This is a genomic window from Spirosoma knui (genome assembly GCF_054780635.1).
The window spans coordinates 54,022-72,619 of the sequence record NZ_BAAGVY010000018.1 but is presented as its reverse complement, the minus strand read 5'-3'; the positions used below and the strand labels follow the sequence as shown (position 1 = coordinate 72,619).

At 49.4% G+C, this 18,598-nt stretch carries 20 protein-coding genes and 1 tRNA gene; 17 read left to right on the top strand and 4 right to left on the bottom strand.

What is annotated here, in order from left to right; genetic code table 11:
* The first annotated feature begins 77 nt into the window (after nt 1-77).
* A complete protein-coding gene (locus ACYVIY_RS26395) occupies nt 78-1,418 on the top strand; it encodes a transposase (RefSeq protein WP_460979568.1) in 1,341 nt (446 codons plus the stop codon).
* Nucleotides 1,419-1,580: 162 nt separating this feature from the next.
* The gene (locus tag ACYVIY_RS26390) at nt 1,581-2,675 is read left to right on the top strand and encodes a lactonase family protein (protein WP_460979567.1); all 1,095 of its coding nucleotides are present in this window, start codon (nt 1,581-1,583) and stop codon (nt 2,673-2,675) included.
* A 65-nt stretch (nt 2,676-2,740) separates the two neighbouring features.
* On the opposite strand, the gene ACYVIY_RS26385 is transcribed toward ACYVIY_RS26390, so the two are convergent.
* From ACYVIY_RS26385 to ACYVIY_RS26370, 4 genes are all read right to left on the bottom strand, one after another.
* Nucleotides 2,741-2,815, bottom strand: a tRNA-Val gene (locus tag ACYVIY_RS26385).
* A 17-nt stretch (nt 2,816-2,832) separates the two neighbouring features.
* The gene (locus ACYVIY_RS26380) at nt 2,833-4,143 is read right to left on the bottom strand and encodes an MFS transporter (RefSeq protein WP_460979565.1); all 1,311 of its coding nucleotides are present in this window, start codon (nt 4,141-4,143) and stop codon (nt 2,833-2,835) included.
* A gap of 84 nt (nt 4,144-4,227) precedes the next feature.
* Complete coding sequence (locus ACYVIY_RS26375) at nt 4,228-5,103, bottom strand: alpha/beta fold hydrolase (RefSeq protein ID WP_460979563.1); 876 nt, start codon at nt 5,101-5,103, stop codon at nt 4,228-4,230.
* 93 nt (nt 5,104-5,196) lie between these two features.
* Complete coding sequence (locus tag ACYVIY_RS26370) at nt 5,197-5,649, bottom strand: hypothetical protein (RefSeq protein ID WP_460979562.1); 453 nt, start codon at nt 5,647-5,649, stop codon at nt 5,197-5,199.
* Nucleotides 5,650-6,435: 786 nt separating this feature from the next.
* Between ACYVIY_RS26370 and ACYVIY_RS26365 the strand changes: the two genes are divergently transcribed.
* The 15 genes from ACYVIY_RS26365 (at nt 6,436) to ACYVIY_RS26295 (ending at nt 18,566) form a co-directional block, all read left to right on the top strand.
* On the top strand, nt 6,436-6,969 hold the full coding sequence (locus tag ACYVIY_RS26365) for a Crp/Fnr family transcriptional regulator (protein ID WP_460979560.1): 534 nt from the start codon (nt 6,436-6,438) through the stop codon (nt 6,967-6,969).
* A 161-nt stretch (nt 6,970-7,130) separates the two neighbouring features.
* Nucleotides 7,131-7,385 carry a cupin domain-containing protein gene (locus ACYVIY_RS26360; RefSeq protein ID WP_460979559.1) on the top strand — a complete coding sequence of 85 codons (255 nt, stop codon included), beginning with the start codon at nt 7,131-7,133 and terminating at the stop codon, nt 7,383-7,385.
* Nucleotides 7,386-7,469: 84 nt separating this feature from the next.
* Complete coding sequence (locus ACYVIY_RS26355) at nt 7,470-7,871, top strand: cupin domain-containing protein (protein WP_460979558.1); 402 nt, start codon at nt 7,470-7,472, stop codon at nt 7,869-7,871.
* A gap of 221 nt (nt 7,872-8,092) precedes the next feature.
* Nucleotides 8,093-8,677, top strand: coding sequence for a Crp/Fnr family transcriptional regulator (locus ACYVIY_RS26350; protein ID WP_460979557.1), 585 nt, complete (start codon nt 8,093-8,095; stop codon nt 8,675-8,677).
* A 71-nt stretch (nt 8,678-8,748) separates the two neighbouring features.
* Nucleotides 8,749-9,183 carry a DUF4345 domain-containing protein gene (locus tag ACYVIY_RS26345; RefSeq protein WP_460979556.1) on the top strand — a complete coding sequence of 145 codons (435 nt, stop codon included), beginning with the start codon at nt 8,749-8,751 and terminating at the stop codon, nt 9,181-9,183.
* Nucleotides 9,170-9,727, top strand: a complete 558-nt coding sequence (locus ACYVIY_RS26340) for a DinB family protein (protein ID WP_460979554.1) — start codon at nt 9,170-9,172, stop codon at nt 9,725-9,727. The genes ACYVIY_RS26345 and ACYVIY_RS26340 overlap by 14 nt, the downstream gene beginning before the upstream one ends.
* A gap of 445 nt (nt 9,728-10,172) precedes the next feature.
* Entirely contained in the window at nt 10,173-10,550 is a 378-nt protein-coding gene (locus tag ACYVIY_RS26335) for a hypothetical protein (protein ID WP_460979553.1), read from the top strand.
* A gap of 156 nt (nt 10,551-10,706) precedes the next feature.
* Nucleotides 10,707-11,072, top strand: coding sequence for a DUF4406 domain-containing protein (locus tag ACYVIY_RS26330; RefSeq protein ID WP_460979552.1), 366 nt, complete (start codon nt 10,707-10,709; stop codon nt 11,070-11,072).
* Between the two features lie 175 nt (nt 11,073-11,247).
* Nucleotides 11,248-11,784 carry a GrpB family protein gene (locus tag ACYVIY_RS26325; RefSeq protein WP_460979551.1) on the top strand — a complete coding sequence of 179 codons (537 nt, stop codon included), beginning with the start codon at nt 11,248-11,250 and terminating at the stop codon, nt 11,782-11,784.
* Between the two features lie 161 nt (nt 11,785-11,945).
* Nucleotides 11,946-12,752, top strand: a complete 807-nt coding sequence (locus ACYVIY_RS26320) for an AraC family transcriptional regulator (protein WP_460979550.1) — start codon at nt 11,946-11,948, stop codon at nt 12,750-12,752.
* Between the two features lie 83 nt (nt 12,753-12,835).
* Nucleotides 12,836-13,804 carry a nitrilase family protein gene (locus tag ACYVIY_RS26315; protein ID WP_460979549.1) on the top strand — a complete coding sequence of 323 codons (969 nt, stop codon included), beginning with the start codon at nt 12,836-12,838 and terminating at the stop codon, nt 13,802-13,804.
* A gap of 169 nt (nt 13,805-13,973) precedes the next feature.
* Nucleotides 13,974-14,813, top strand: a complete 840-nt coding sequence (locus tag ACYVIY_RS26310; RefSeq protein WP_460979547.1) for an AraC family transcriptional regulator — start codon at nt 13,974-13,976, stop codon at nt 14,811-14,813.
* Nucleotides 14,814-14,891: 78 nt separating this feature from the next.
* Nucleotides 14,892-16,004: an FAD-dependent monooxygenase gene (locus ACYVIY_RS26305; RefSeq protein WP_460979545.1), complete on the top strand. Its 1,113-nt coding sequence runs from the start codon at nt 14,892-14,894 to the stop codon at nt 16,002-16,004.
* A 291-nt stretch (nt 16,005-16,295) separates the two neighbouring features.
* Nucleotides 16,296-16,691 (top strand): DUF983 domain-containing protein, encoded by a 396-nt coding sequence (locus ACYVIY_RS26300; protein ID WP_460979544.1) that lies wholly within the window; start codon nt 16,296-16,298, stop codon nt 16,689-16,691.
* Nucleotides 16,692-16,919: 228 nt separating this feature from the next.
* On the top strand, nt 16,920-18,566 hold the full coding sequence (locus tag ACYVIY_RS26295) for a T9SS type A sorting domain-containing protein (RefSeq protein WP_460979543.1): 1,647 nt from the start codon (nt 16,920-16,922) through the stop codon (nt 18,564-18,566).
* Nucleotides 18,567-18,598: the final 32 nt, after the last annotated feature.

The window sequence follows — 18,598 nt, the reverse complement described above, 5'->3', positions numbered from 1 at the left end:
GGGAATGACTCAAAAAAGAGCCTCCTTCCTTAGCTTTGAGCATCACCACAACGCCAAAGCCAGAAAGGAGGTTTTTTATGGCAACGCCATGCTCGCAAAATAAGGCCACGACTCCCATAAAGTCAACCGCCAACGACTTTCTACAAGCCAAAATCCAGCTCTATCTCCAGCCCATCCAAGACCCTCTCGCTCAACAAATCGACAAGAGGTTGGTAGCTACCTTTGCCGCCCTGTTCAAGAGTGCTCTGTTGTTTCGTAACACCAGGATGGCCTTGCTGCTGAGCGAGTTAGGCGGTTATATCGCCGGACATGCCCACGCTCCGGCAGGCACTAAGCGCATTAGCAACCTCTTGCGATGCCCCCACTGGAAAGCCACCCTTTTCGAGGAGTTTTTCTTGGCTAACACCCAACGACGCATTGATCAACTAAGGGAGGTGGGCAAACGACCCCTGCTACTGTGGGATGATAGTCGGCTGGAGAAGCCCGAAAGCTGGTTTATGGAAGGGCTTTGCTCAGTGGAAAGTAGTAAGGGCAAGCGACTCACCAAGGTCAAAAAGGGGTTTTATAAGCCGCCCTCGGCCCGCATCTGCGTACCGGGCTTCCACTGGACGGGGGTACTGCTGGCGGCCCTGGGCGAAGTACCCAGTGTGTGCCAGATGAGCTGGTGGACCACCCGGGGCAAGCACAAAGATATCGGCAGCAACATCATGTTTCGCCTGCTCAGACAGCTCCAGGCGAGCTTGTCGACTTCGGTCTTGCACGTACTTGACCGGGGCTATGCCAATAGCTGGACGATTGAGTGGATGAGCCACTTTGCCCAGGACTTTTTGGTGCGCTGGAAAAAGAATCATCCGTTAACTCAGGCCCAAAAAGGCACCAAACAGACTCATCTGCTGGCCCGCAGTTGTGTGGCCCAGGGCCGTAAACTCTTACGCGACAAGGAGCGCAAGCTCACCAAACACGTCAGCGTGGGCTGGCTGGCCGTTAGCCATCCCGACTATGCACAAAGGCCATTGTGGCTGCTGGTGGTGCGGGATCGCAAGCATCACCAACCGCCAATGTATCTGCTGACTTCGGTACCGATCCGGGATTTGTTCCAGGCCTGGGAGCTGGTTCACAGTTATATGCATCGCTGGCAGATTGAACAGGCTTTTCGAGTCGGCAAAGCCGAGTTAGGCATGGAGTCGCCCCGGTTATGGTTCTGGGAGAACCGACTCAAACTGCTGGGGATAGTGGCTTTGGTGTATGACTTTCTCTTGTCCTTACTAGGTAAGTGGCCCGGTTGGGTCCCGCTCTTCTTGAAGCGATGGGTTCCCCGCACAGGCAATCGGCACCGAAAGGCTTCGGTGCCGATCTACAGACTACGCCTAGCCATCGCCTTGATGGTCGCTTTTGCCATCACTCAAAATTCGGGATGACTCATGTTTGTCAGGAGTGAAAGACGTTGCCAGCAACCATCGATTATTGGAGGGCTTAGCAATAGCCGTCTGAATCAAGACTCCTTTGCTCATCTATCCAAACCTGCCGCCGGGAATTGGGTTGCGTAACAAAGCGCTGATTTCCCGTTTCACTCAACAGGTATGGCACAAACTCCATCTTCCACGGAAATTTTATACGTTGGTACGTATTCGGTTCGAGGCAGCAAAGGCATCTACGTTTTCGCGTTTGATCGCTCAACTGGTACGTTTAGCCTCCGTCAAACCGTCGACAATCCGAACAGTCCTTCGTTCCTGGCTATTCACCCTTCGGGTCGGTTTTTGTATGCGGTCAATGAAAAAGATGACCAGGGCGATGACCATTCGGGAACGGTTACTGCCTACGCCATCGATCAGCGATCCGGTGAACTGACGTTTATCAATCAACAGCTCACGCAGGGGCAGGCTCCTTGCCACATCAGTGTTCACCAAAGCGGCAGACTGGCGTTCGTGTCAAACTACGGCGGGGGTAGCCTGACGGTGCTGCCAATTCTGGGCGATGGCTCGTTGGGAGAGGTCTCACAACTCTTTAAACACACGGGCAAAGGGATTGACGAAGATCGACAGGATGCACCCCACGTGCATTCGGCCATTCGCTCGGTTGACGGCCGGTTTTTGTACGTATCGGACTTGGGTACCGATAAGATTCACATCTATGCCCTCGATAAAGAACAAGGTAAACTATCTCCTCACGAAACGCCCTACGTATCGGTCGCGGCTGGTTCGGGACCGAGGTTGGTCGCGGTACATCCCAAGGATCAATTTGCCTACAGCGTTAAAGAAATGAGTTCAACTGTGGCCATTCTCCGACGTAACGTCCAGACTGATACGTTCGAACTGGTTGCAGACGATGTGACCTTTCTGCCCGAAGATTACGCTGGCGAGCGATCGGGTGGCGACATTCATGTCGGTCCGACGGGACGATATCTATACGTAACGAATCGGGGTAACAACACCCTGGCCGTTTTTTCCATCAACGATGAGGGTAAGCTAACTCATCAGAGTCTGCAGTATACAGGCGGTGATCAACCCCGAAGTTTCCTGGTCGACGGGCAAGGACAGTACGTATGGGTTGGGCATCAGGAAAGCGACAACATTACTATTTTTCGGCATGACGCAGCTACTGGCGAATTGACCGCTACTGGCAACGAGATGTCTATTCCATCGCCCGTTTGCCTGGTTATGCATCGGTTGCCGTAGCGGGCTAAGCGTCAACCATTATATAAATGAAAAAGCCCCAAATCGAATCGATTTGGGGCTTTGGGTAGGAAGTAGCGGGCTCGAACCGCTGACCTCTGCTCTGTCAAAGCAGCGCTCTGAACCAACTGAGCTAACCTCCTTTGTGGTTGCAAACATACTACAAAACCTCTTCCGTTTGCAAATCTGCCGAATAGATTTTTTGCGATGGAATGCGCCACAGCAGTAGGAAACTGATCACAAAAAACACCAGTAAGGCCAGAACGCTGTTCCGCATACTACCCGTCAATTGCTCGATTAAGCCGTAGGCCAATGTACCAATCACAATGGACGTTTTTTCCGTTACGTCGTAGAAACTGAAGTACGAGGCCGTATCGGTCGTGGCTGGAATAAGCTTGGAATAAGTTGAGCGTGAGAGCGATTGAATACCGCCCATAACCAGCCCAACAACGGCCGCTAAGGCAAAAAACTGACCTTCCGTTTGGATGAAATAGGCGGATGCACAGACCCCAATCCAGATCACCACCGCTACCATCAACGCATACGTATTGCCGATGCGTTCCGATAATCGGGAGAAGCCAAAAGCGCCCGGAATGGCCACCAGTTGAATCAATAAGATGATGATGATTAAGCTCTGACCTTTCAGTTTCAGTTCGTCACTGCCGAAGATGGTGGCTACGTACATGACCGTTTGCACCCCCATGTTGTACACAAAAAACGAGACCAGAAACCGCTTGATCAGCGGGCGTTCCTGCATCTGAGCCCAGACGTTACGTAGCTCTTTGAAGCCGTTGAGCAGGTAATTGCCGGGGGCAGCCGCTTTCCGGGTGCCATCGGGCAGGCGGCTGAACGGAATCTGGGCGAACCCAATCCACCACAGTCCAACGGTCAGGAAAGCCAGCCGCGAGGCCATCGCTTCAGAAATATTGCCGAACCAATCCCGCTTGAGGATGACCAGCAGGTTGAACACCATGAGTAGTACGCTGCCGATGTAGCCCATCGAGAAACCCCGCGCGCTGACCCGGTCTACCTGATCTTCGGTCGCGATGTCGGGCAGGTAGGAGTTGTAAAATACGATGCTGCCGCTCCAGCCGATCAGGCTGAGCCAGAAGCAGATCACCGCAAACGTGGTCGTTTCCTGCGTAAAGAAATACAGCAGGCTGCAACTGATGGCTCCTGTGTAGCAGAAGGCTTTCATAAACGCTTTCTTGCGTCCGCTGTAGTCAGCAATGGCGCTGCACAACGGCGAAAGCAAGGCCGTAAACAGAAAAGCTGCCGAAATCGTGTAGGAAAACAGGACCGAGTTCTTAACCGGAACCCCGAGGAAGTTGATCACCGGCCCACCGGCTTCGTTAAGGGCCGTTGCCGAGAAATAGACGGGAAAGATACTGGAGACAATTACCAGCGAGTGCACCGAATTGGCCCAGTCGTAAAAAGTCCAGGCGGTCAGGATACGGGGGGAATTTTTCATACTCAATTAGTGAATGAGCGATTGAGTGAGCTGCCGGAGTGTTGGATTACTCAAGTAATGAGGCATACGCTGAATCGAAGGTATTCACTCAATCGCTAATTCACTCAATAAAAATTGAATAACTGCCCTTGTGAAGGCATGATTTGAGTCACCGGCAACCATATGGCCTGCCTCGGCAACGCTGACGCTCTGTACGTGGGGCACCGCATCCAAAAATTCGGTCATCACTTTTTCGCTCACTACGTCGCTGATGCCCCCGCGCACAATAAGCGTCGGCACGGTCAGGGCGCGGGCGGCTTTGTATAACCGCTCTTCGTACAGCAGGTGGGGCGTCCGGCCGTTGCTATCGGGCAGGGTGTGCTGTCGCCATAAAGTCAGCATCTTCGGGTCCCAGTGCCAGTAGTAGCGGCCGTTGCGGAAGCGCAGGTTTTTCTCCAGTCGGCTGTGGTCCGATGGCCGGGGGCGGTGGGGAAGATAAGCGGCTACCGCTTCGGCCGCTTCGTCCAGGCTTGCGAACCCGTGCTGATTACCACTCATAAAGGCAAATATGCGCTCAATGCCTTTCTGTTCGGCACGCGGGGCAATGTCGACCAGCACAATAGCGGTACAGATCGATGGGGTACCCGCAGGCCGTTCTCCTTCGGCAATCAGCGCGGTCATGCCCCCCATCGAAGCACCCACGAGGGCAGGTTTCCGAGAAAGCTGACCAATAACGGCCCGTACGTCTTTTGCCAGATCATCCAGCTCATAATGCCCTTCCGGCGACCAGTCACTATCGCCATGACCACGGGCATCCAGCGCAATGGCATACCAACCCGCTTCGGCCAGCAATCGGGCCGTATCACCCCACGAGTGACGAGTCTGCCCACCACCGTGCAGCAACAGGACCGGTTTATGAGTAGGATCGCCCCAGGCATCGGCGGCAACAAAAAAGCCTGGCTCAGTTTCGAAGCGAAGCATAATTTAATGAGTGAATGAGCGAATTAGTGATTGCGTGAATAATACAGGTATCCGATACTCACTCAATCGCTAATTCGCTCATTCACTCAATGGTTATAGCGTTGGGTCAAACTCGAGGTTGATGTCGGCATCTTTGCCATCGACCGGAGCGCGCTGGCGGAGAATGAGTTTAGTCCGGTTGAGCTGCACAATGGGGAAGTTGCCTTTAAAGCCCGTTACGTCGACATCAATGGATTGGTTGTCGGCTGCTAGTTTCCAGGACCCCCCGTTAATCACTTTATTCGACTGATTCGGGTCCAGTGCGCGAACGGTGCCATCGTTGCGGAACTGCATGACCAGTTGATACAACACCTGCGTTGTTAAGTTCAGCCGACTGGAGCTAATTTCCTGCCCGTCTGGATTGGTTACCCGAACGGTCCGCCAGTTGTTGGCTACCAGTAGGTCTGTTTGCGAGGAGGTCGTGGGCGTTGCACCTTCGTCTTTTTTGCAACTGGTTAGCGCACCAGCAATAAATAAGAAGGCAACCAGGAATCGAATTGTGTTCATAACAAGAGAATCAATTGGCAGGAGATGATCAGTGATACGTATCGGACTAGTAACGAACAGAAACCAGCGAATCGTTTACCGATCAATCCGGCCAGGCTGTATCGTCTCGGGCAAAATTCTTTGAGATTTAATCAAAAAACAAGTGATGATATTTATGCGGCTAGGAATCAATAGGTTGCGATTTTCGGTACGAAATCTATCGGGTGCTGCAAGATAAGTACAAAAAACAAATCCGACTGAAGGGTTATCTAGCTGTCTGGAATTCACCTTAAATTCTTGTTGTATTGTCAATTTATTCACTCGATCCCTGTTTCTCTCATTTCTTTACTTGTGAAAAATGGGATAGCTAGCAAGGCAGCCTGGGTTACCTTACGCCATATCATTACGTTATCATCAACAAAGACCTGATACTTTCACGAAATCTTCCGCTCGTCGCATCGTCACTACCTGCTTTCCATTCGCCAATTAACGCACCGAACTGGGTTAAATCCGGATTTGGAATTTGTAGTTTGCAGATAGCTTGTTTCTTTATTGTCGTTTTAAGAGGTTGGTATGTACGCTGTTACAACCCCATTTAGGCCTGACCAAATTAAACCACACTACTAGAAAAGTTGCTTTGTACTCAGATACTAGATTAACTTAATGAATGCAGACAGAATGGTTTTCACCCCGTAAACGATTCATACTTGTATTTTTAACCGAACCATAATGGAGCAATCGTCAACACGGCACACTATAAATATTATTGAGAAACTCACCCAACAGCTAAACCTATCACCAGGGTTCATGGCTGACTTTCTAAGCCGTGTCGAAATCATTAACCTGCCTAAACAGGGGTATTTTGTCAAACAGGGACAAGTATGTAACTGCATTGGGTTGGTAAAAGAAGGCAGCCTGTTTTCCTCTATGCAATCAGATACAGGCGATGAATCCGTTGACGACTTCTTTTTGGCCGATTCATTTGTTGCCTCTTATCGAAGTTTTCTGACCAGGTGTCCATCACCGGGTAGTATTCAGGCTTATAGCCCGTCGACACTGTACGCAATTTCTTATCAAACCTATTGTGCCCTAGACCAGTCGCTCGACTGGGTAAAGGTTTTCAAATACATCAGTGAAGTGCTATTTATTCGAAAATGTCAGAAAACAACTTCCTTACTGACGGATACGGCAGCCCAGCGTTACGCCAATCTGGTAGCTACGTATCCCCATATTGAACAACAATTTCCTCAGTATCTGATTGCCTCCTTTCTAAACGTACGGCCTGAAACCTTATCCCGGTTGAAAAGTCTTGATCTACATCAAGGGAAAGCACATACCTAGCCGCCTACTTTTGAGCCATGAACGCACATCAATCATTCATCAGCTCTCTCCTTTTTTTGATGACTTACTCGGCAAGTATGGCTCAAACTCAACCCTCTTGAAAAGAATTACTGCATGTTTTGCTGACCAGGCAATTTGTGTCTCAGATTGAAATAAAAGAAGTGACTATACCTGCAGGTCAAGCGGCTCCCAAGCACAGTCATCCCTGCTCAGTAGTGGGCTACGTTGCCTCCGGACGCGTGTTGCTCCAGATCGAAGGAGAAGAGAAACGAATCATCCAGCAGGGGGAAGCCTTCTATGAGCCTAAAGACAAGGTGATCCTGCACTTTGACAATGACTCATCCCAGCACCCCCTAACCTTTATTGCTTTCTATTTAAAGGAAGCCGATGAAGACCTGATCCAACTGATTAAATAACGCCTAGGATTCAAGCAGCTAGACGAGTTGTTGGCTGGTCCATGAGAGGTAGCCCGTTTCCATTGGCCACTAATCCTTATTATTATGAATAAAACTATTGCCTTTATTACCGGATTACTTGTCGGTATCTTCCTCGTCTATATTTTTACTAAGGCCACTAGTGAAGCTTCCCCTCAGACGCCAAGCCATAGCCCAACGAAGCAATCTAAAAGTAGACGTAAAACGCTGATTAATAATGAACGGGTACAGGTTATTGACTACACGTTGATACCGGGTGATCAAGCCCCGGGTAGACACACGCATCAGTACCCCCACGTGGATGTGATCTTAGCCGGGGGAAGCGTTGTCGTCAACAATGCCGATGGAACCACAACGCACCTGACCGCCATTACGGATAGTGTCTATTACCGGTCTGCTCCTGTCACACACGAGCCGATCAATACGGGTAGCAAACCTATCCAGATGATCGAAGTACATATAAAGTGACGCAATGAAGTCCTTTAAAGAATAACTCATCTGCTGGCCGAAAGGCTGTTTCCTGCTCAGGGCGGTATGCTTTTAACTAAAGCGGGAATAGACGGCCGACCATCAATCGCTGGTTAAATCGGTTTTGTTGGGCCATTGCAAGGTCATACATTAATGACGTAAAGGAGAGTGAGCAGTTCAGGCTGACTCGTCGAATTAATAAGGTTTCACTTCTACCAGGTATGCCCGAATCGTTACTCCGTTTAAAGCACCTCACCGAGTCAATCCACGCGCTCCCCGAGCCGGAATGGATTGAGTTCGCCCATATTTGGCGACCCTTCTCCGCCAGACGAAAGCAGATGCTAACGGTGGCAGGGGAGTCCGAAACCCATTTGTATTTTGTGCTGGAGGGGGTGCAACGCGTTTATTATTTCGATGAGCAAAATCGGGAAGCGACCCTGGTCTTTTCCTATGAACCATCGTTCGGGGGCGTCCTTGATTCGTTTATGTTGCAACAACCTTCCCGGTATTATTACGAAACGCTAACACCTTCGCGTTTTTTGCGTGCCTCGTTTGGGGACCTCAATGCGGTTATGAACCGTAACCCGGCGGTAGAAACCATGGTTCGGCTGGGAATTACCGGAGCCCTATCGGGCGTACTGGAACGGGTAGTGGAACTGCAATGCTACTCCTCGGCCGATAAATTCACCAAACTGCTCCGGCGCAGTCCTCATATCTTACAGCTAGTTCCCCATAAATATCTGGCCAACTACATTGGAGTTGACCCAACTAATTTCAGTAAGCTCATTAATACCATTAAGACCTGAAATCTTGGTAAATACCAACACTTGGTTGGTGGCGGGGGCGCAATTTTGTGCCGTAATAAACAATCAAGAACATGCAAACACAAACCATTTTTAAACGGGCTGCCCAGGGGTTTATCCTCTTATCCGCTCTTGCTCTGTTGTCGGTCAGTATCATGGCTTTTTCCAATCCTCAATCGGTGATGGACCTGGTGCGGGTACAGCTCAACAACACCGACGCTTTTAGCTCAATCCGAGGGGTCTACGGTGGAGTAGGGCTTACCTTATTCATCAGCCTGCTCTATCTGATGCTACAGGATTTTCGCAAGGGATTAGTCTTTCTAAGCTTATTGTGGGGGTTTTATGCCCTGTCGAGGACCATTACAGTATTTTCAGAGGGGCCTCTGGGCGCGTTTGGCCGACAATGGCTGCTGATTGAAAGTGGTTTCTTCGTGCTGGCGCTGACGCTGTTGTGGGTCACTCGAAAAGCGACCGTTTCTCCGGAAAAACTTTATCATGAAGTCCACTGACAAAGCGGCCTGGCTATTGGCGCTGGAACATCAGGTGGAGGGGTATATTCAGCGGGCTGTTGAGTGTTTTCAGAATATGGACGAGGTTATTCTTAGCAAACCATCTCAGAGCGGTGGCTGGAGTATCGTTCAATGTTTAGAGCATGTAAACAGCTACGGACACTATTACTTGCCCCATTTAACAAAAGGCTTGATCACTCAACAAAACAAGCCGCCAACCAATCACTTTAAAAGCTTCTGGTTAGGTACCTTTTTGACCCGGTTGATGGATCCTGGAACGGGAAAGAGAAAGTTCAAAGCCGTGAAACGACATCAACCCACCGGAGCTTTGCTGGCTCATAAGGTAGTCGCTGAGTTTATTGACCAGCAGGAGCAACTGCTTTTACTGCTGAGACAAGCAGCGGATGTAGATGTAAACGACGTTCACATACCGGTATCGGTGGCTCCCTGGATGCACTTGCCTGTCGGTGATGTACTGCAATTTTTGGTCGCTCATACCGAACGGCATATCGCCCAGGCCAATCGGAATTTACTGTTGGTTTGATCAGCCCGTAACTAGCATCGCGGATTAAAGCTCATTCTACATTGGCCAATCTGTCAAAAAGCACCTTACAAAAGCCGGTAAACGTGCACGTTTCGAATTCATTTCTTTTGTTACTCACCGCTTCAGTTAACCGGTTAACTGGATCGGCTAATGAACGAGTCATGAAAACAAGTCAAGCTTACCTACTCCTTTTTTCTTTCATTTTTCTAACGCTGATGGCCTGTCAGCGAACGGAAACACCGTGGCCTCAGGGCCCTAAAGGAGATATTGGCAGTCAGGGGCCGCAAGGCCCTAACGGTAAGCCGGGGGTGCCAGGTACGCCAGGGTCAGTAAATGCGTACAGCTCATCTACTCAGCTCAACAGGTTTCGTTAACAGCGCCGGGGAGCTATACTAGCTACGATTCGGTCGCTACGCGCTACACCTACCTGGGTGTTAAAACGTTTTTGACCGCTAACTACAACCAGATTGTTGAGAACGGCCTGGTGATGGTATTTTTACGAAACACTATTTATCCCGAGAGCTGGACGTTAACTACGTTTCAGGGGATTGCCTACGTTGATCCCCAAACCCATAAGACCTGGCCCGTTGAGTTCACCGCCACTACGTTAAAGGATCAGGTCATTCTAAGAGGGCAGTTCGTGACTGACGTAGCGAAACCAGACCATTTGACCAACAGCAAGGTGGATGTGAAGATTATTCTGGTTGAGCCAACCTCAACAGTCATCAATGCCTTAAAGACCAGGGCCATTGACCCTAGAAACAGTAAGGCCGTGGAGCAGTATCTAGAGGAACACACAAAACTGCGAAGCATTAGCCAATAACTACGAGAACTATTAACCAAAAAACGTATATGGATTGGAGATAAACGTATTTAAGGCTCACGCTATTCAATCCAGCGGTATAACCGGCTTGCGCACCTACGATGCAAAACAGAAGCAAGCTCCAGTCAAACCATACACATTACTAATTTGCAGACAATGGAATCATTACTTATTCTAGTCGCTGGTCCTTACCGGTCTGGAACCAATGACGATCCTGCCTTGATGGCAGAAAACCTTCGTAAGCTGGAGTCCGTTACGTTAACTTTATTTCGAGCAGGGCATACACCTATGATTGGTGAGTGGGTAGCTCTACCATTGCTACGTTTAGCGGGTGGCCAACGACCAGGCGACGAAGCGTGGGAAGAAATTCTGTATCCAGTTGCCCAAAGACTTATTGCTCGTTGCGATGCCATCTTACGTTTGCCTGGTGAATCAAAAGGGGCCGATGAAGACGTACGGTTAGCGAAAGAACTGGGGCTTACCATTTATTATAAGTTAGCTGACGTACCCGGTTGTCGTTAACGGAGATGGCTCTATTCGGGTCTGAATGTAGATTCCGGCCCTAATAAGCCTCGCTTTATATAAGGAATTTACAAAGAGCTGACTAGCAATTTGAATGTCAATTGCCTTTCGAATCGATGACTTAATACGTCGGCCCCGACCAACTAGGTAGTTCAGGAGACTAAACTTGAAATCTATGCCAATTCATCCCGTCACGATCGAACCGTATAATCCTGACTGGCCAAAACGGGCTCAATGGGAAACGGGTCGATTGTCGGAAGCGCTACGCTCAAATCTATTGACCGTCGAACACATCGGCTCAACGGCGATACCGGGCCTGGCGGCTAAGCCAATTATTGATTTGATGCCTATTGTTAATCAATTGGACTTGTTGGATCAACAGCGCCCAATTCTTGAGGGGTTTGGGTACGAATGGTACGGAGAACATGGCATTTCCCAGCGACGATTCTGCATCTTACCTGGTCCATCGGGAACCTCAGCCGTCCACCTTCATATTTTTCCGAGTACGTCGGTTGACATAGACCGGCATGTAGCGTTTCGTGATTATTTAAGATCTCACCCGACCGTAGCGCAAGCTTACCAGGAAGAAAAACTTCGTGCGGCTAAACTTCATCCCTTCGATTCGCTGGCCTATAATCAAGAGAAGGCAGATTGGGTCCTCAGGCATGAGGCTAAAGCACTTAGCTGGTTCAACCAGAGCCGTATGACTTGACCCCTATATGAAGAATTAAGACTTTCTAGTAGTAAGCCGTGTAGCTGAGTCAATTTTAGCCCCAATATCCCCCTCGATTGGTTGCTGAAGCAGGTGTAGACTGTTGACGAATGATGCGACTTGTAACGTAATAACATAACAGGCGTTTAGCTAGTAAGCTTATGCAAATAGCTCCTTCTGCTGACCTTTGCCGTCTGGTGAAGCACTACCTGATCATTGATCATCAGGCGGCTAGTGAAGGCATCTATCGCTTTTTTCCCGATGGCAATCCTGGTTTAGTCTTCTCGTATGCCGATCCGCTCCTTGAACACAAACGTCAGCAGGCCGCAACGAACGCCCTGGTCGACTTTGTTTATGGACACGCCAATCAGTACCATGACCTAAAGGCGGGAAAAACAATTGGTTTATTGATCGTCGTCTTTCAGCCCTGGGGGCTACACACTATTTCGGGGGTGCCGGGTCAGGAAACAACCAACTTGCAAGTCCGTTTAGAACATCTATTCGGGCCGTCTGCCAGTGCCTTACAAGCACAGTTGTTGGATTGTTTCACCCTATCGGAGCGAATCAGTTTTATCGAAGACTTTTTGCGGAAGCGCAAGCTAGTTCCTTCCCCGGATGAATCGTTGTTGCAGATGGCGGTTCAGCGGATTCAGCAAACCAATGGGCAATTGCCGATTGGGCAGTTACTCCAGCAGCTAGCCACCACCGAACGCAGTCTGGAACGGCGTTTTGTGCAGGTTATGGGTATTGGACCCAAACAATTCTCCCGAATTATACGGCTACAGCATTGCCTTAAAATTCAGCGGCAGCAACCCGCTTTGAGTCTAACCGAGTTGGCTTATGCGGCCGGTTATTACGATCAGGCTCATTTCATCCGGGAGTTTACCCAACTGGCCGGTGTAACGCCGAAACAATATGACACTAGTCCAGCGCGGCTGGCCGTCAATCTGATGCCACTTCCTGCTTAGGCCGTTGTTTGCCAATTTGTCGGTTTTGTACAATTCGCTCCGCTGATGACCTGCTAGTTTTGGCTCATCAACAGAAAATCCGTATGCAACCGATTCGTATCGCAACCGCTCAGTTCGAAAACGCCAGTGGAGACAAAGCCTATAACCTGGCTAAAATTCGTCAGTTAGCCGCCCAAGCCGCCGGGCTGGGGGCCCAAGTCATCGCTTTTCACGAATGCTCCGTTACGGGGTATACGTTTGCCCGTCACCTTTCGAGAGAGCAACTCGTATCGCTCGCCGAACGGATTCCTGAAGGCCCCAGTCTACAAGCTTTGATTCAAATAGCGCGGGAGTATGACCTTGTTATTCTGGCCGGTTTATTCGAGAAAGACGAGCAAGATAGACTCTTTAAGGCCCATGTCTGTGTGGATAAGCATGGGTTAGTCGCCAAGTATCGCAAGCTGCATCCCTTTATTAATCCACACTTGCTACCCGGCGACGAATACGTCGTGTTTGACTTGTTTGGCTGGAAATGCGGGATTCTGGTTTGCTACGATAACAACATTATTGAGAACGTACGAGCCACTACGTTACTGGGGGCCGATATTCTGTTCATGCCGCACGTAACGATGATGACGCCTTCATCCCGACCGGGTGCGGGTTTCGCTGATCCTAAGCTGTGGTACAACCGGGAGAATGATCCGACCTCACTACGGCTGGAGTTTGATGGCTTGAAAGGCCGGGCCTGGTTGATGAAATGGTTACCTGCCCGTGCCTACGACAATGGAATGTACGTAGTGTTTTCGAATCCAATCGGCCTGGATGACGACCAACTTAAGAACGGCTGCTCGATGATCATTGACCCATTCGGAGATATTTTAGCTGAATGTCGTCAGTTAGATGATGAGGTAGTCGTAACGACTTGCACGCCTGAGAAGCTATCCCAGGCTGGGGGCCACCGCTATCGAAATGCCCGGCGGCCTGAGTTATATAAAGATATTTTAGGGCAGGCACACGATTCTCATCAGCAAATAGCCTGGCTACATCCAGCTGATCCTGAAGCCAACTCCTAAAAAGGCAAGACCTAAGGTAGCTTTCAGATACACTTTCACTTTACAGTTGATAATTGGATCAGCAGCTACGTATTCCTGCGAGTTCTTCCAGGGGCATAGAAGCCTGTGATTCTCTGTACTGAGACTAAAACTAGTGGCTAAACAAATAAAATCCATACCGGTCAATACCATGACTGACGATCTGGATGCTGGAATGGCTATAGAAAAAATAGCTTTCCAGCATCTACCCCCCTCGGATAAATCTGATACCGTTGGAGAAGATCGGCAAGTACATCGGCACAACACTCATACATTTCACCTGCTCGAAAAAGGAACCGTTCATATTGACATCGATTTTCAGCAGTTTATAATAAAGCCCTCGTCAGTCATCTACATTCACCCTGATCAGGTACACCGTACAACTGCGTTTGAGCAGGTAACCGTTGTTAGTTTGGCCATTACGAATGAAAATCTGAACCCTGAGTATCTGAAATTACTGGAAGACCTTGTTCCTACAGAACCTTTGTCGCTATCGCCCGAAACATTCGACTTACTAGCCGAAGCCTCCTCACTTTGCCTGAAGTTGTCGGAACGCAGAAGCAACCGACTAAGCCACTCGTTGTTGAAAGATGCTTGTAATACGTTGGTTGCTTTGGTTCTTTCAGCCTATTTAGAACAAGCGAAATCACCCGATAAATTTTCTCGGTTTGACCTGGTGACCAAAGCGTTCAGACACCTACTGGAACGTAACTATACGACCATCAAACGCCCGGCAGGATACGCCCAGCAACTAAACGTATCGACTGCTTACCTGAATGAGTGCGTTAAAAAAACGACTGGTCGTTCAGTTTCGCATCACATTCAGCAACGTATCATTCTGGAAGCTAAGCGGTTGCTTTATCACTCCGATCAATCGGTAAAAGAAATTGCCGCCGGATTAGGGTACGACGATTATCCATATTTTTCGCGGCTCTTTACCAAAACAACGGGCATGACGGCTTTGGCCTTCCGAATTAAAAACCGCGATTAGTCCAATACTTACTTTGACTTGTCATTTCGGGCCCCTGTTAGGCTGAGTTCCTTTGTGTCATCAAAAATCGTTAACACAATGGACGCAGTAAAAGGAAAAGAGGTGCTCATTTCTGGGGCAAGCATAGCCGGACTTTGCACCGCCTGGTGGATGAATCGGCTCGGGTATACCGTAACGGTTGTTGAACTAGCCAGCGAACCCCGCATCAATGGAGCCGCCGTTGATGTAAAGGGCGATGCCATTGACGTAGTGAAACGCATGGGCCTGTATGACCAATTGAAACAACACCGCTTACACGTTGATTTGGTAGAGTTCAAGAATGCTGACGATGTGACGGAAGGCTCGATTCAACTGGAGGACGGAGCTTCTGACGAAATCGAGATCGAACGGCATGCCTTTATTGATATTCTGTTTCAGAGTTTGCAAAACGACGTAACGTTCCTATTCAGCGACAACATCACGGCCCTTTGTGAGACCGATGAGGTAATCGTCGTCAATTTCAAAAATGGCCCACAACGCTCTTTTCAGCTGGTGATTGGCTGCGATGGTATCCATTCGGGGGTACGAAAGCTTTGGTTTGGTGAGGAGGCTGCCTACGCTCATTTTTTGCAGGCCTATGGCTCACTTACCATTTTGAATAAACTGCTGATCAAACCAAAGAGCATGCAGATGTACAGACTACCTGGCAAGTCAATTGCACTCAACGCGTACAACAATAAGACGGATATTATTTTCAGTTTTGTTTCAGATACCGAAATTCCATACGATTATCGCAACAAGGAGCAGCAAAGACAGCTGATTCTAGAGCAGTTTGCCGGACAAAGCTGGCGAACTGCCGAGCTGCTGGAGGAAATGCAACGATCGGATAATTTTTACTTTGTCGAATTTTATCAAATCAAAATGCCATCCTGGACGAAAGGTCGTGTGGCCTTAGTCGGCGATGCCGCCTATTGTGCGTCTCCGGCTGCGGGTATGGGTGGCTCTCTGGCGATAAGTGGAGCAGCAGCCATGGCCGGTGCCTTGTACGAGCAGAACGGTAATGTTGGGAACGCCTTTTTAGCGTATCATACTAACTTTCGTCCGTTTATAGAACAGGTACAAGCGGAAGCCGAGCAAAATTTGAGGACGGTTTTTCTGCCCAGAACCGAAGACGTTATTAGAAAAAATAACCTGCACCCACGCCCTTTTTAGAAATTACCACACCTGCAAATTCGACCACGGAAGTTTAAGTAATGGTCACTTCGCCGGTTGCATATCAGTCCAGACGGAATGGCCAGCGAAATAAAATACCCATCGGGCTCAAAAAATAACTTCTCTCAAATGGCTATAAGCAGATCGGTGTGCAGCCGAGACAAGATGTGTTCCCCGTATTATCCACGCTTGACAGGAGCAAACAACGGGGCTAGTTTAATAGTAATCATAACACACTAACTCGTCTAAGGGCTTAGTTCATCATACTATGACTCTAGACGGCTCCGTCTCATGATTACCTTGGGCAAAGGCACTAAACTCTATAGCATTCTTCTTAACACCTGTCCTCGTTGTCAGCGGGGGAAATTCTTTGCCGTTGATAATCCCTATAACCTTAGGCAATTTGACCAGATGAACCTGCGCTGTAGCTGTTGCGATGAACGCTTTGAGCGAGAGCCGGGCTACTACACCGGGGCTCTGTACGTGAGTTATGCCTATTATACTGCCTTGATCGTGGGTTGTTTTATCCTGTTTGAAGTCATGCTAAACTGGGACCTGACTCAATTCTTAATTGTCTTGATCAGCTTAATTGTGGTGTTGACGCCGGTGGTCTTCCGACTGGCTCGCTTAACGTGGATAAACTTCTTTATTCGCTATGATGCGCAAAAGTCCACTCACTGTCCATGATAGAAAAAAGTTAATTATTAGCACAACCAGTTTGACTCAGAACGCGAGGAGTCAAGGAGTGTCGTGATTGCATAGCCGTCGTAAACAGTACTAAACCATTACTGTCGAAATAATTGCCAGAAACAGACGAAAATGACACTTTCGCTATCTGTCTTAGGACAGTCAGCAAAAACGAAAGGTGCATTTTCTTATGTTGTCGATCACTTAACTTTGGCCAAAAAATAAGTAATGAGGGTTCATTCTGGCATTTTCTGGGTGTGCTTGCTCGTGTTTATACTAGCGAATGGTTGGTCGGGAGTCGCTCAGCAGCAGTGCGCTGACCGGCTGACGTTCACGCCCGTTAGCCAGCCGAACCGCATCGAGTGGAATAAATTTCCGGAGTTCAGCCTGCCGTTCCCGGTTATCTACAACGGGCCTCGCTTTGACGATGTGCAGGCCAGCCCGCTCAAACACGGCTTTAGCCATCTAGCGGAAGTTAAAGACAGCGAATTTGGCACACTGGTTAAACCAGCACAATTAGCTTTAGTGTATTACGGCTTCGCTACGGGGTTAAATCAGCCCTGGGAGACAATCGAGAGTCCCTGGGCGAACGACCTGACGGCGTACCGGGCTAAATGGGAGCAGTTTCTGCGCGAAGTGTCGGGTGGGCAGAAAAATGCAGCGGGCCAGTACGTTCTCCAACGCAGTCGACTGGTGCTCGATATTGAGCGAATTCAGGAAACTGACAGCCGCATCCTACGGCTGAAGCAGGATGCGCAGGTGCCTGATACGTACCGTCGACTGCCGGATGCCGATTTTATTGCGGCTTACAAAAAAGCCATTCGGAATCTGTACGCCGAAGGGCTGCAGTATATCCGCCAGCGGGCTGACCTGACCGGTATAACGATCAGCAGCTATGCCGATACGCCCGTGCTGAATACGTATCTGAACGTACCAACCTACTCCTGGTCTGACTGGACTACGAATCTGGCTCAGGTTAATTATCTGGTCAAAGATTCAACCGAGCGGAGGGTTGGAGGACCGTACTATGAGCAGTTAGACGTCTTGTCGCCCTCGGCTTACTACTTCTATGATTATCCGAATCCGCTGGCGAGGGATTACCTGGCCTACCTGCTGTTTCAGGTTGAAGTAAACCGGGCGTGGAGCAGCAAGCCGGTGGTTCCCTGGGTTTGGCTGCGTTACCACAACTCGTCGAGCAGCTATCCGACGTTCATTCAACCGTTCATGGCCGAGGCTACCGCGATCTTCCCGTTTTTTTCCGGAGCCGCTGGCTTGTGGTTATGGGAAGAGCCTGGACTGGACCGGAGCCGCACGGATGTGTATACTGCTTACGAGCACTTTACGCATGGCTTATACCGGCTTTCGCGCTTTGCCGATATGTTTCAGGGACCCCACGAGCTGGTGATCGAAACGCCCGCCCGTGATCTGATGGACAAGCAACTGCCCGTTTGGCGGGGTGTCGTCAAAAACAACAACATTCTAATTGCGGCCCAAAATCCGTACGCCAGCGAAACCCAGAAAACAACGGTTACGGTACGTTATAAAGCATGGCAACAGGTCATTGAACTGACTGGCCGGGAGGTGTATTTATGCCGCTTCGATATGAGCGCCGTAACGGCTGTCGAGCCGGTGCTAGGTGATGTTACGGTGTATCCGAACCCTGCTACAACGGCTATTACCGTCGAGTTTCAGCGTCTGCCGGGTCGCGAAACCGAACTGACGCTTCTGAACATACAAGGCCAAATCAGGTTAAAAAAGGAGGTTAACAGTGTTAAGGAAGTGCTGAACACGGCTAACCTGGCCCCCGGAATTTACTGGCTGCGTATTCGTACCGACACGGGGCAGCAAACCAAAAAAATTGTTATCCATAACTGATCCATTCGGGTCTACAGCGGCTAACCGGCCGC